The sequence below is a fragment of the Allokutzneria albata genome (genome assembly GCF_900103775.1).
GTDB classification, from domain to species: domain Bacteria; phylum Actinomycetota; class Actinomycetes; order Mycobacteriales; family Pseudonocardiaceae; genus Allokutzneria; species Allokutzneria albata.
This window is the reverse complement of sequence record NZ_LT629701.1, coordinates 1756338-1771143: the sequence shown is the minus strand read 5'-3', so window position 1 is coordinate 1771143 and position 14806 is coordinate 1756338. Positions and strand designations below refer to the sequence as shown.

Sequence of the window (14806 nt, the reverse complement as noted above, 5' to 3'; positions counted from 1 at the left end):
CCCCGCGCCACCCAGGAAACACCAGCCAGAACCCACGGCTCTGCGATGTGCTTCCGGCACCGGGCCAGAACTTGTTACTTCTCTCCAGAGACAAACACTCGCGTGTTCCCTCAGGACCCAACAGCGTGCCGCACACCCCGCCCCTATCCTCACCGCCCCGGGACGCTTTCCACGCTCACGTCACACGCAAGCAGTACTCACACCCGCAACCGCAGGATTCCGACAGGATTTTCGCCAGTGATTCCACAATTCCTTGAGCACCCCTGACCCAAGAACATTCGCCTTGGACATCAGGGACACTCCACTCTCGGCTCCGCGGAGCTGATGAGAGCGGATGTGTGTTGCTCCTTAGAAAGGAGGTGATCCAGCCGCACCTTCCGGTACGGCTACCTTGTTACGACTTCGTCCCAATCGCCAGTCCCACCTTCGACCACTCCCCCCCTTACGGGTTGGGCCATGGGCTTCGGGTGTTACCGACTTTCGTGACGTGACGGGCGGTGTGTACAAGGCCCGGGAACGTATTCACCGCAGCGTTGCTGATCTGCGATTACTAGCGACTCCGACTTCACGGGGTCGAGTTGCAGACCCCGATCCGAACTGAGACCGGCTTTCTGGGATTCGCTCCACCTCACGGTTTAGCAGCCCTTTGTACCGGCCATTGTAGCATGTGTGAAGCCCTGGACATAAGGGGCATGATGACTTGACGTCATCCCCACCTTCCTCCGAGTTGACCCCGGCAGTCTCCCATGAGTCCCCACCATAACGTGCTGGCAACATGGAACGAGGGTTGCGCTCGTTGCGGGACTTAACCCAACATCTCACGACACGAGCTGACGACAGCCATGCACCACCTGTACACCGGCCACAAGGGGGCCGATATCTCTACCGGTTTCCAGTGCATGTCAAGCCCAGGTAAGGTTCTTCGCGTTGCATCGAATTAATCCACATGCTCCGCCGCTTGTGCGGGCCCCCGTCAATTCCTTTGAGTTTTAGCCTTGCGGCCGTACTCCCCAGGCGGGGCGCTTAATGCGTTAGCTGCGGCACGGAGAACGTGGAAAGTCCCCCACACCTAGCGCCCAACGTTTACGGCGTGGACTACCAGGGTATCTAATCCTGTTCGCTCCCCACGCTTTCGCTCCTCAGCGTCAGTATCGGCCCAGAGACCCGCCTTCGCCACCGGTGTTCCTCCTGATATCTGCGCATTTCACCGCTACACCAGGAATTCCAGTCTCCCCTACCGAACTCAAGTCTGCCCGTATCGACCGCAGGCTCAGAGTTAAGCCCTGAGTTTTCACGGCCGACGCAACAAACCGCCTACGAGCTCTTTACGCCCAATAATTCCGGACAACGCTCGCACCCTACGTATTACCGCGGCTGCTGGCACGTAGTTGGCCGGTGCTTCTTCTGCAGGTACCGTCACTCGCGCTTCGTCCCTGCTGAAAGAGGTTTACAACCCGAAGGCCGTCATCCCTCACGCGGCGTCGCTGCGTCAGGCTTTCGCCCATTGCGCAATATTCCCCACTGCTGCCTCCCGTAGGAGTCTGGGCCGTGTCTCAGTCCCAGTGTGGCCGGTCGCCCTCTCAGGCCGGCTACCCGTCGTCGCCTTGGTAGGCCATTACCCCACCAACAAGCTGATAGGCCGCGGGTTCATCCTGCACCGCCGGAACTTTCCACCACAACAGATGCCTGAAGTGGTCATATCCGGTATTAGACCCAGTTTCCCGGGCTTATCCCAGAGTGCAGGGCAGATTACCCACGTGTTACTCACCCGTTCGCCGCTCGTGTACCCCGAAGGGCCTTACCGCTCGACTTGCATGTGTTAAGCACGCCGCCAGCGTTCGTCCTGAGCCAGGATCAAACTCTCCATCAATGACTGATAAGAGAGATGAGATCTAGCTGAACTGCTAGCAAATCAATCATCTCAAAGGAAACCCCTGACGAGGGGTATTCCAAAACATAAGCTCACTGGCTTACATCGGCACACTGTTGAGTTCTCAAAGAACACACGCACACCATCCGGATCACCCACACTCGGGCTCCCCGTCCGGGGCTCATTTCGTTCTGTTCGAAGCTTATCCGAACCGCGTTTCCCGTGTCAAATCCGCCGTTTCCGAGGACCTGGCCGGTTCCGATTCGATTTTCGCTGGTGGAACCTTATCCGGGCCGCTTTCCCAGTGTCAAATCGGGGATCAACCCGACCCAATCCCTAAGAAAAGGACATCCGGACGCCAACGACTTCCGAACATATTCACTTCACATAAAGGGAGCACACGCCAGCGACGCACCACACCCAGGCGGATTTAGTCAGGCAGTGTGTTGTTCCCGGATTTCGCAGGCCGCCCACTCTACCACCGTGCGATGGGAGCTTGGTTCGCGGGTCCTGCTGCCTGGCGTCCGGACCGATGTGGTCCGTGCCGCGCTGGCCTGGAGAAAGGTACGTAGCCGAAGATCAGAAGTCAAATCGCCTGGTCAGCGCGATCTGACGGTCACTCCGGCGGCCCCTGCACCGATCTTCACGGGGTAACTCCGGCCGTTCGCGACGGCGCCCCGGCGGTCCTCCTCGACCTCCACGTAGTACGGGTGCACTTCCGCCAGGCGCGCGACGTGCTCCTTGATGGCGAGCACCGTGGTCCGTTCGGTCCGGGGAAGACCGGGATCGATGCCGAACACCCGCGCGATCGAGCCCGGTGTCACGTCCATGGCGTCGACGGCCCGATCGTCGAGCGTCGTGCTGTCGGGTGTCTGCACGGACAGTGTCGCCCCCGGGACGTAGACGCGGTCGCGGAGGAAAGCTCGGCGCTCGGCGAGGGGCAGGTCGGCGCCCATCTCCAACGGGATCATCACGTAGGCCAGCCGCAACTGCGCCGCCACCTGGCCGCGCACCACGAGCTGCATGTCAAAGACCGGTAGTACTGGGTTCCCGTCCACGTGACCTGCGAAACGGACTTCCGAGATCGCGGTGCCCGTCTCCGGCAGAGGCTCGTACAAGTCGAGCGACACGAGGCGGTGCGGCACCGCGACTCGCATTGGAGGAACGTCGGGTGACCAGCGCTGGAGGTGATGGCACGGGACTCCGTGCACGATCGCGTCCAAGAGCCCCTGGTTCAGCCGACCGTATGACACCGTTCCGCGGTCGATGTCGAGGACGCTCGTGCTGCCGATGTCGGACATGCGCAGCGAAGTGACGTAGTGGAACGCCGGGCCGTGGAACATCTCGCCGCTGGTGTAGGGGTCGACCTCGTCCACCGCGTCGGCGAGTGGCGCGAACGGCTCCGGCCGCTGGGCCGGGTACGCGCCGAGGTGAACAGCGCCGGAGGCGACCTCCTCAAAGCGGGAGAGGTGCGCGGTCGCGGCGTCGCGCCAGGTCAGCAGCGTGACGTGGGCGGTGTCGCCGTCCACCGACACGTCCGTGCGGAGGCGGAGCGGGCGGTCGGTGGGCAGCCAGCGGCGGAGCTGGACGTCGCGGACGGCGCGCACCCCACGACCGGTGCGGCGGGCCGCCGCGTCCGCCAGATTGTCCACAATGGACATCATCGGCATGGCGGGGACGGCCCAGCCGGGGCAGTGGTCGGCCATCCAGGGGTGGTCGGCCGGGTCGAGCCGGGTCTCGCCGTTGGTGCTCATGGCGAACTGGCTGAGGTGGTAGAGGCGACGGCCTTCGAACCACAGCCAGCCCTCGGCCACGACGTGGTCCGCTTCGACGGCCAGGACCTCGATCTCCATCGTCATGGTGCCGGTGCCGGGGACGACCTGGCCGCGGTAGGTCCACTTCATCGCGTGGCCGACCAGCACGGGGTCGTGGCCCGGAGCGCTCATCCCCTGGGCGCGCAGGTGCAGCCGCAGCGCCTGGCACAGCGCCTCGATGCCGAGCGACCCGGGTTGGACGGGGTCCTGGAAGAAGTGGGCCTTGAAGTACCACTCACCCGCGTTCACGTCCTTCTCCGCGCGCAGCCTGCCGAGCCCGGCCTTGCCGCCGTCCGGCCAGTAGCCGGTGACGCGGTCCAGCATGAGCAACATCGGCGGGGTGCCGTCGAGCCCGCTGAGGTCGAGGTCCCGGCCGGGCGGGAGCTGTTCCGGTGGGCCGCCGGGCAGGCCGACCTGTTCCTCCAGCGCGCGTTCGGGGAAGAAGCCGAAGACGGCCGTGGCGTGGTAGGCGGGGACTCCGTCGGCGAGCACGTCCACGACGAAGCTGTTGATGATCATGTTGCCGAGGCGCGCGACGGAGCGAAGCTCGGCGGTGGTGCGCAGGACCTTGGTCTCCGGGGTGACCGGGCTGAGCACCGTGCCCTCGCCGTCGAGGTTGCGGTAGAACAGGCTCTCCCCGGCTCCGCTCAGGTCGGTGGTCATCGACGACAGGCCGCCGCAGACCTGGAGCGCCACTTCGATCAGCGCCGCGGACGGCATGACCGGGCGCTCGACCGCGTCGAAGTACCAGGCGTCGGCGGACACGTCGTACTCGGCGACGAGGGTGTCGCCGACGCGCTCCGCCCCGAGATCGACGGTGCCGCCCACGAAGCGGTCGATGAACAGGTACGGCGGGCCGGGGAGCCGGGGCATGCGGAGCGCGCCGTCGAAGCGCGCGCGGGACTCGCCGCCGACCTCCGCCTGGCGTCCCCAGGAGGAGGCGAGCACCATGCGGAGTCCGCCGGGGTGGTCCTGGTACCCCACGAGTCCGCCGAGCAGGGGCAGCGGGACCTCCTCGCCCGCCTTCAGCACGCGTGGCGGGCCGAGGCGGCGCCAGTGGTCCAGCGGCCAGTCCGGGACGAGCGCGACGGTCAGGCCCGCGGCGTGGAACGCTTTCACACCGTCCACAGTGCACAGAACGTCGGCGGTGACGGAGAACTCGTCGGTGGCGGAGACGAAGACCTCGTAGACCAGGTCGGCGTTGGTGGGGGTGACCTGGCGGCGGCAGCGGAGACGGGCCTGCCCCTGGACCTCGAAGCGCCAGCCGTCGCGGTCGATGCTGCGCCCGCACGCGGCGAGGTGGAACGACGCGGCCTGGACCGCGCCCTCGAACATCAGGGTGCCGGGCATGCACGGGTCGTTGTGGAAGTGGCCGTCGAAGAACCAGCTGTCCGGGGTGATGCGGGTCGTGGCGCGGAGGTAGCCGCGGTGCGGATCGAACTCGGTCACTTCGTCGAGCAGGCGCATCCGGCCGGAACCGATGCGTGGGGTGCGGACGTGGGCGCGGGTCGACTCCCAGTCCTCGCCGAAGCACTCGGCGGGCCGGCCTTCGGCGAATGCGCTGACCTGTTCCAGGGTGAAGGCGGAGCGCGTTCGTGCCGCGGGTTCCGTGCCGACGGTGCTTCCGGGATTCCAGAGGACGCCTTCGCTGGACCTGAGTTCTTCGTCGGTGAAGAAGCCGGCCTGTCCGTTTCGGACTGACATGCGGAGCTCGCCGTTGACGAAGCAGTCGTAGTAGAACGAGAACACGCGGGCATCGCCGTCCACGTGGATCTCGTAGTGCAGGGTCTCTCCCGGCGCGGGCGGGGCTCCGTGCAGGGTGAGGTCGCAGCCGAGCAGTCGGTAGACCCGGTCACCACCGACGAGATCGGCACCGAGCCAGCTGATCAGCAGGAGGTCGGCCTGTCCGGCTTCGATCATCAGGCCGGTGGGCATGCGGCCACAGCTGTCGAGGTACCAGGAGTCGTCGGTGACGTCCGTTTCTGTTCGGATCGTGCCGATCGCGCGGCCCTTGGTGAGCGCGCCGGGTTCGCCCTCGATGCTGAGGACGCGGTCCGCGAGGAGCAGTGGTGGTTGCGGCATGCGGGTTTGTCGGTGCTTGTGGTCCTGCGCCGCGAACAGCGGGCCGAACAGCTCGGAGATCTTGCCGTGGGCGAGGAATTCCAGTTGGGCGCGGGTGAACTTCGGGCCGGGGTCGGGACGGGCGACGACGGCGCTGAGCGTGCGCCGGAACGCTTCGTCGGCCTCCGCCTGAGTGGCGAGGAACTGGTGGTAGGACTGGGCCTGTCCGGCGAGCGCGGCCCGGTGTGCCGCGGTCACGTGGTTGCGCAGCTCGACGATCGCGGCGGCGGGTCCGACAGCCGGGGCCGGGCGCAGCACCGGGGGCAGGGCGGGCGCGGGCGGCATCACCTGGGCACGCATCGCGGGAGAGTCCACCGGGAGTCGCATGATGTTCGCCCTCTCCTCGCCGATGAGCACTCCTGCCGCGGCCAGCTCCGCGACGACGTGGGATGCCGGGGCGTCCATGGCGACGGCGAGGTGTTCGCGGTCGCCGAGGATGCGGTCGATCCACGAGGTGCACAGGTTGCGGGGCCCGTGCTCGACGAAGATCCGCACGCCGTCCGACCAGGCTCGTTCGATCACGCGCACGAAGTCGATCGTGCCGAGCACCTGCTGGGTGAGCGCGGCGGCGACCGAGTCGGTGGTCGGCTCATAGGGCTCGCCCGTGGCGCAGCTGTAGAAGCGGACCCCTGGGATCGCTTTCGTCGGGCGGTGGTGCAGCTCCCACCACTGGGCGGCGATCCCGGCGAGTTCCGGCGCGTGAGCGGCCATGTCGTACTCCAGCCGGACCGCGTTGACCGCGTGCTGTGCGATCCACCTCGCGCACGCTTCAGCCTCTCCGCCAACAACACACAGCTCAGGAGTGTTGATCGCCATCAGGTGCACGGCGGTCTCCCCCGCGAGGGCTGCGCGGACGTGCTCGGCGGTCATGGGCACGGCGTAGCTGGCCCACCGCTCGCCTTGGATGCCCAGGGCGGCCCAGGCCCGGCGGATCGTGCGGTACTCACCGCCGATCTCCTTGTCGAACAGGCCGCTCCGCCTGGCCTCTTCGACGGGGTTCGTCCACAGCCCCAGCGCGGTGAGCGCTGCGGATTCACCGGAGGAGTAGCCGATCACTGCGTCCGGGTCGCCGAGGAGCCTGCGGCTTCGCTTGGCGTGGTGCGCGCTCAGCTGTCCGGCGGCCAGGATCTGGTCGAGGACGTCCGGCTGAGGTTCGGCCGCTGAGCCGTTGGTGAAGACGAAGGCGGTCTCGCCGCTCAGCGGAGTGTCCCTGTAGGACGCTCCACGAGGGCGGATCGCCTTGCCCTGGAGCCACTTCACGGCTTCGTCGAGGACGTCGCCGTGGACCGCGAGGCGCGCGGGGCCGTCGTTGGATTCTCGCCCGGCGACCGCGGCGGCAAGCACCTCCGCGCGGTCCCGGCCGGAGAAGATCCGCAGCCTGGGCGCTGTGTGCAGGACCGAGGCGGCGACGGAGAGAAGGCCACTGGCGGCATGCGTGTTGCCGAACCGGTCTTCCCGGACCGGTGGATTCTCGCCGAGTACAGCCATGATCTGGTCGCCGTCGCGATGGGCGTCGTCGAGGCGCTTGAGCACGAGCATGATCGCCGCGTCGCCCGGGTGATCTGTGCGAAGGGCCGCCCGCTGGACCTGATCGGTGGTCACGTCGACGGCGCCTACCAGGGCCGCGTCCACCTCGCGGTGGCGGAGCGCGCGCACGGCGAGGTCCAGTGCGACCAGGCCGGATTCCTCCTCAGCGCAGACCGCGAGCCCTGGCCCGGCGAGATCGAGCTGGGTGTTGACGCGGTGCGCGGTGATGTGCGGCATCGTGCCGACCACACCTGCTCCGACCAGCGGTTCGTCATGCCCCTCGCGCCAGCGTGCTCCGTAGCGCGCTGCCCCGGCGGAGTCTCCGATTCCCACCAGCACCGCAGTTCGCTCGCGTGGCAGGTCGACACCACGGGCGGCTTCGCGCGCTGCCGCGAGCATCAGCAGCTGACGGGGCTCGGCGACGCGGAGATCGGTCGGCGGGAAGCACAGGCCGTCGAGGTCGACGTCCACCGTGGATGCCGGTCCGGGCGGCGTGCCGGTCAGCACGGCTTGGCGGAAGTCGTCGAGGCTCTTGCCGTCTCCGACACGAGCGCCCATCGCGACGATCGCGACCCGCACGGGCGGTGGGGCTTCGGGCACTCCGGTCGAATCGTGCCAGGCGTCGAGGACCACGTGTGCGTTCGCACCGCCGAATCCGAAGGAGCTCACGCCTGCTCGGCGCGGACCGCTCCACTCCTCGGCATTCGCCGCGATGCGCAGCGGGGTCCCGGCCAGCGCTTCGATCGGATTGACCTGCTCCGGTTGCGCGGGGCGGACTCCGGCGGTGAACGCGCCGAGCACCTTGAGGATGCCTGCCATGCCGGACGCGGCCAGCGTGTGCCCGATCGCGGCTTTGAGCGAGCCGATCACCACATCGGCTGCCTCGCCGAACACCGAGGCCATCGCCCGAGCCTCGACCGCGTCGCCGACGGGTGTTCCGGTGGCGTGGCACTCCACATAGGACACGGTCGCGGGGTCGAGCCCGGCCAGCTCGTAGGCCTGGCGCAGTGCTCGTTCCTGTCCCTGTTGGGAAGGGGCGAGCAAGCCGCCGGAACGTCCGTCGTTGGACAGGCCGACGCCTCGGATCACGCCGAGGACGGGGATGTCGTCGGCGATCGCGTCCGCCAGGCGCATCAGGGCGATGAATCCGGCGCCCTCGCCGGGCACAAGGCCGTCCGCGTCGCGAGCGAACGGGCGGCTGCGACCGGTCGGGCTGGCGGCAGACAGCGCCTTGAACCCCCGGTGGAGGAACAGGTTGTCAGCGCGGTTGACCGCGCCCGCGACCATCACGCGCGCGGTGCGGTCGTGCAGCCGATCACACGCGTGCTTCACCGCGTAGAGCGCGGACGCGCAGGCGGCGTCCAAGGCGAACGCGCCCGCGCCCAGGCCCAACGTCTTCGCCGCGAGCTCGGCCGGAAAGCCGGAGGAGAACCAGTTCCGCGGATCGGACGGGGTTTCCCCACGCCAGACCTGTTCGGCGAACTTCGCCGCGGCCTCGTGCGGGTACGGCAGGATGCCCAGGACGAGGCCGGCCTCCTCCGGCCGCGCGCCGGCCTCCTTCAGCGCGTGTTCGGTGCCGTTCAGCACCCAGTCGTGCAGCGGGTCGATCGAACTGGCGTCGACCTCGACGAATCCTCCGTTGTGGACACCTTCCGGCTCGACGCGCCAGCGGCCCGGCGGCACCGGGGTGAGGCAGGACCTGCGCTCGACGACGTTGCGCCACAGTGCGTCCGGGTCGGGCGCACCGGGGAACCAGCACGCCCGGCCGACGACGGCGATCGGCTCGAATGTCATCAGCTCGGCCGACGCACCAGCTCGACGTCAAGGAACTCGGCACGCACCGCTCCGGTGGAGTCGGTGAGCACCACGTCGCATCTCGTGTGCGCGGCCCCGGCCTCGCCCGCGTGCACCACACACCGGCCCGTGCCGAGCGGACCCGACCCGTGGATGCGGATCTCCCCTATGGCCATGGGCAGCGTCGCGCTCCGGAAGCGGACGCCGGCCCACACGCACGCGAGCTGGAGCATTCCGTCCAGCGCGGGCACGTCCGTCCCCCACGCCTCATTCGGCCAGTCCAGCTCGGTGGCACCGACGATCTCCGCGGCTGCACCCGATTCATTGACGCAAGTCAGCTTTCGCAGCGATTGGAATCGGGGACCGTGGAACAACGCATACCCGTCGTAGAGGTCGGGTAGGAACGGCGAAGTGGTGTCGGTCAGCTCGGGCCAGTCACGGGGTCCGGCGTGGTCGCCGAGCGTCGCCTTCATGTGCGGAACGCCGTTGCAGACTTCGATGTCAGAGCCGTTGCGCCGCACCGTGAGGCGCTCTCCGTCGCCCTCGTAGCCGGGCAAGGTCACCTTGCGCAGCACCCGGAAGTTCCGCAACGTGACCGGCTCCTCGACTGCCCTGGTGAACCATTCCACCGCCATCACGACGGGCAGCACGGTGACGCCGTTGATCGTGTGGTCGGCGAGGTACGGATGACGGCGCTCGTTGACGACGACCTGAGTGGGTGCGACCGCCGGTGCCGGGGGCGTGCCGTCCTGCTGAGCGAGGCACACCCTGCTCGGGGAATCCGGGTGCAGTGCTTCGGCGACGAACGCGGTGGCCCCGGCCTTGATGGGGATCAGCGGGACGCCCTTGCCGACGAAGAGCTCCGCGAGCTGCGGTGTGACCATGCCGCCGTGCCACGGTCCCCAGTCGATGGAGCGGACCACGCGGCCGGGTCGGCGGGCCAGTTCGGCCGCGGCGACCTGGTCGAGGACTTCGTTGGCCACCGCGTAGTCGGCTTGCCCCGCGTTGCCGAAGAGGCCGGTGACCGAGGAGAACAGGCACAGCAGGTCGACGGGGTCGTCCGCCGTCGCCCGCAGGAGCGCCCGCAGTGAGTCGATCTTGGTGCTGAGCACGCGCTCGACCTGCTCGGAGGTCTTGTCCGCCAGATGTTTGTCCGCGAGCACACCGGCACCGTGCACGATGCCGGTGATCGGGCCCCATGCGGTGCGGACCTCGTTCAGCGCCTCGGTCAACGCGGCTTCGTCCCGCACATCGACAGCGGCGTAGCGCACCTTGGCGCCCGCGTCCTCCAAAGCCCGGACGGTCGCTTGGATCTCTCGCACGGAGAGGATGTCCTTGGCGCGGGCGGACAGCGCGGAGGGGTCGGCGGGGGCGATCGTCGCCAGTGCGCGGACGATGGACGCCTCGTCCCCGTGGGAGGTGAGCCCGCCGGGTTCGACCTTCAGCGTGGTGCGGCCCAGCAGGACGATTCGCGGTTGGCACCGCTTGGCCAGCTCGATGAGCGAGGCCGCGGTGACGCCTCGGGCTCCACCTGTCGCGACGATCACCGAGTCCTTGGTGATCGTCCCGGCTTCGGCTCCGGTCAAGGTGTCCGGTCGTATACGGAGCACATTGCGCGTTCCGTCGGCGCGCAGACCCACATCAAGGTCAGGACCGCCTTCGAGGAGTTCGCGCACGATGGCCTTGGCCAGCTCGTCGGGTGCGCGAGAGCCTTGTTCGAGGTCAAGCGCTTTCACAGCCGCCTCCGGCCACTCCCGGGCGGCGGTGCGGGCGAGTCCGGAAAGTCCGGCAGTCCACGCGCGCTCGCCCTGCGCTCCGCTCAGGCCGAAGTCGCCTCCGGTGTCCTGAACGGTGACGAGGAGCCTGCAGCGGTCGGCGATCGCCGAGGCGGCGAGGACGGGCTTGGTGAGGTGCGCGACGGCCTGGTCCGCGGTCACTTCGGCCAGGTTGAGCAGGATGAGGCCGGTGGCCTCCTGCGGCACCTCGGTTTCGTTCGAGGCAGTGCAGCCGCGGTCGCGCAGCTCGGCGACGATCGCTTCGGCGATGCCGGTGCCGTCGTCGATCACCGCGATCGGACCGTCGAAGAGCCCGGCGACCGCGAGGCCGGTCGGAGGTGCGGGGACAGCTGCCGGAACGCTGCGGACCAGCTCGCCCAGCACCGGGGCAGCCGCTGCCTCGGGTTCGGCGGGCGCGGGGGCGCCGTTGAGGTTGCGGACCTTCTCGGCGACCTCGCGCAGCGTTCGCGCGGCGGCGAACTCGGCGATGTCGCTGTCCGGGAGGTCGCCGGTGTGGTCGCGGAAGGCGGAGAGGATCTCCACCCGCTTGATGGAGTCGATGCCCAGGTCGGACTCCAGCTCCATGTCCAGGTTCAGGATCTCGACCGGGTAGCCGGTGCGTTCCGCGACGACTTCGAGGATCTTCTCGTCGATGTCCACTTCGGACAGTGCGGCTGGGGCTTCGGCAGGGGCGGGCGCTGGCGCCGGGGTGGCTACCGGGGCAGGGACCGGCGGGGGCGGTGCCATCACCGAAGGAGCCAACGCCGGAGGTGCGGGCGTCGGCACTGTGGGCAGGGGCACTGTGGGCATCGGGGGCGGCTGGAAGGCAACCGGCGCTGGTTGGAAGGTCGACGGTGTGGCGGGCAGGGGCGAGCCGAGCAGGGCGGACAGGGACAGCTCGGACATCCGCAGGTAGGCCAGGTGGCTCTCGGTGACCCGGCGCTGGTAGTCGGCGTGTGCTTCAGCGGTCTGGCGTTGGTAGTCGGCATGCGCGAGCGCGGCCTGCCGTTGCGTCTCCTCCAGCAGGCTGCGCGTCTGGTGGTCCACGTGGCCATTGGTGTTTGCGACAGGCGCGTGGCCATTGGTCGCGGCGACGGGAGCGGGAGCGGGTGTCAGCTCGCCGTTCTTGGGCGGGTACGAGCGGTCGTACATCCCACCGTCGATCTTCACCGTCATCCGTGCGCCGTCCTTCCGCTGGGGTTCCGGTACCGAGCCGTACTCCTCCCAGAGCACGGCGTAGTCAAGCTCCGCCCCGGCGACCGCGAGGCGGCCGAGGGCTTCGTGCACAGTGGTCATGCCGTCGCGGCGGGCGCGGTCGAGGCACACCGCCACGTGCGGCCGCTCCCCCAGCACGCGCCCGACCAGGCCGGTGAGCGTGCTGCCCGCGCCGACCTCGACGAAGGTCCGGACACCCGCCGCGTACATGGCCTCGATCTGCGTCTGGAAGAGCACGGGGGCGGCGAGGTGGCCCGCGATCCGGCTCCGCACCTCGTCCACTTCGAACGGGTAGACATCGCCGTCCGTGTTGCCGTACACGGGGACCGCCGCAGGTGATATGTCCACAGTGGACAAGTACTCGGCGAAGGGTGTCGCCGCGTCGGCCACCACGGGGCTGTGGAAGGCGGTCGCTGCGTCGAGCCTGCGCGTGGTGACGCCCGTGAAAGCGGCCTCCGCTGCCTCGATCCCCGCCTTGGTTCCGGACAGCACGATCTGCTCGGGCGCGTTGTGGTTGGCGATCCACACACCGTCCAGCTCGGCAAGTGTGGCCTCGACGTGCTCGCGAGTCGTCGCGACCGCCAGCATCGCCCCCGCGGTGGTCTGCGCGGCTTCGCGCATCAGCTCGCCACGGCGCCGGGCGACGTCCAGCAACGCGTCGGCTTCGAGCACTCCGGCGGCGTGCAGCGCGGTGAGTTCGCCGAAGCTGTGCCCGGCGACGCAATCCGGCCGCAGTCCCAGAGCGCGAACCACGTCGAGCAGCGCGAGGCTGTGCGCGGCGAGCGCGGGTTGTGCCCACTCGGTCGCGGTGATCTTCGCCTGTTGCTCCGCGCGCTCGGCGTCGCCGAACGCCGGTCGCGGGAACACGACACGGTGCAGCGGAGTGCCGTCGAACTCCTCTGTGCCGTAACGGTCCCAGGCCCGCTGAGCGGCGGGGAGCTGCATCGCCAGATCCGCACCCATGCCGACGTACTGGGAGCCTTGACCGGGGAAGAGCAGGGCGACTCCGCCGAGGTCGGCCGGGCCGGACGCGTAGGCCAGGCCGGGTGCGGTGAACGCGGACTCGCGTTCGATCAGCTCCGCGGCCTGCGCGACCTTCGCCTTCAGGTCGGCCTCGTCGGCCGCGACCACCGCGAGGCGGAACGGGGCCTTGGGGTCGAAGCGGCGTTGACTTTCCTGAGCGGAGAGCTTGGTGTCGGTCAGCTCCTGCTTCGTCTCGGCGCTGAACAGCCACAGCTCGGTCGCGGCCGTCCTGGAGCGCGGCGCGCGCGAAGCCCAGCCGGACTCGGTCGGGACGTACTCCTCCACCGTGACGTGGAAGTTGCTGCCGCCGAAGCCGAAGCTCGACACCGACGCGCGCCGCGGATGATCGCCGCCGCGCACCCAAGGACGGGCCACGGTGTTGAGGTAGAAGGGACTGCGCTCGATCTCCAGGCCGGGGTTCGGAGCGTCGACCTTGATCGTCGGCGGCAGGACGCGGTGGTGCAGCGCGAGAACCGCCTTGAGCAACCCGGCCGCGCCCGCAGTGCACTTCGTGTGGCCGATCTGCGACTTCACCGAGCCGAGGGCGCACCACTGCGCGTCGTCCCGCTCCGACCCGAACACCGCGCGCAGCCCGGCGAACTCCGCGGCGTCACCCGCCTTGGTCCCGGTGCCGTGCGCCTCGACGAGCTCCACAGTGGACGGTGAGTAGCCCGCGCGCTCGTACGCCCTGCGCAGCGCCTGCGCCTGCCCTTCCGGAACGGGCGCGTAGATCGCTGTCCCACCGCCGTCGGAGGAGGTGCCAACGCCCCGGATCACCGCGTAGACCTTGTCCCCGTCGCGTTCGGCGTCGGCGAGGCGTTTCAGCGCGAGCATCGCCACGCCCTCGCCGAGCATGGTGCCGTCTGCCTGATCGGAGAAGGGGCGGCAGTCACCGGTCGGGGAGAGCGCGGGTGTCTTCGAGAAGCAGACGAACATCATCGCCTCGTTGGCGGTGTCCACTCCCCCGGTGAGCATCAGGTCGGCGCGCCCCGAGGCCAGTTCGTCGATCGCCGTGTTCAGTGCGGCGAAGGAACTGGCGCAGGCGGCGTCGGTGGTGTGGTTCATGCCGTGCAGGTCGAAGCGGTTGGCGATGCGCCCGGAGATCACGTTGGTGAGCAGGCCGGGGAAGCTCGCCTCGCCCCACTCCGGAGCCAGTCCGACGAACCGCGCGACCGCCTCCTGGACGGCGACCTCCTCCATCCCCTGGGCTCGAAGCACCCTCGCGAGCATCGGTCCCGCCAAACGCTGGACCAGGCCACCCAGCAGGTTGAGCGCGGACGCGCCGAGGACGACGCCGGTCCGATCGCGCTCCAACGACGTCGGGTCACCGCCCGCGACCTCCGCGAGCACCCGCTCGGCCACCATCAGGGAGAGCAGCTGCGCGGAGTCGGTCTGGTCCAGGTTCTTCGGCAGCACTCCGAACGCGAGTGGGTCGAACTCCGCCGCGGACAGGAACGCGCCGCGCTTGGCGTAGGTCTTGTCCGGGGCCAACGGGTCCGCGTCGTAGTAGTCCTCCAGCAGCCAGCGGTCGGCCGGCACCTCGGTGATCAGATCCCGGCCCGAGGCCACGGTGCGCCAGAAGCCCGCTGTGTTTCCCGAGCCCGGAAGCAGCGCGCCGAGTCCGACCACGGCGATCGGCACGGCGGGCGGGAAGTCGGAGAACATGC

Annotated in this window: 2 protein-coding genes and 1 rRNA gene; all 3 read right to left on the bottom strand. The window is 68.8% G+C overall.

Going from position 1 to position 14806, the window contains the following annotated elements:
- Positions 1-352: 352 nt before the first annotated feature.
- Positions 353-1870: ribosomal RNA gene (locus tag BLT28_RS07780) — 16S ribosomal RNA — on the bottom strand.
- Positions 1871-2469: 599 nt separating this feature from the next.
- Positions 2470-9126: a type I polyketide synthase gene (locus tag BLT28_RS07775; RefSeq protein WP_052408243.1), complete on the bottom strand. Its 6657-nt coding sequence runs from the start codon at positions 9124-9126 to the stop codon at positions 2470-2472.
- A complete protein-coding gene (locus BLT28_RS07770) occupies positions 9126-14804 on the bottom strand; it encodes a type I polyketide synthase (protein ID WP_030433682.1) in 5679 nt (1892 codons plus the stop codon). The genes BLT28_RS07775 and BLT28_RS07770 overlap by 1 nt, the downstream gene beginning before the upstream one ends.
- Between the last annotated feature and the right edge of the window lie 2 nt (positions 14805-14806).

Coding starts and splice junctions, on each gene's coding strand:
- BLT28_RS07775 (WP_052408243.1), bottom strand. CDS start 9,126: ATGACATTCGAGCCGATCGCCGTCGTCGGCCGGGCGTGCTGGTTCCCC.
- BLT28_RS07770 (WP_030433682.1), bottom strand. CDS start 14,804: ATGTTCTCCGACTTCCCGCCCGCCGTGCCGATCGCCGTGGTCGGACTC.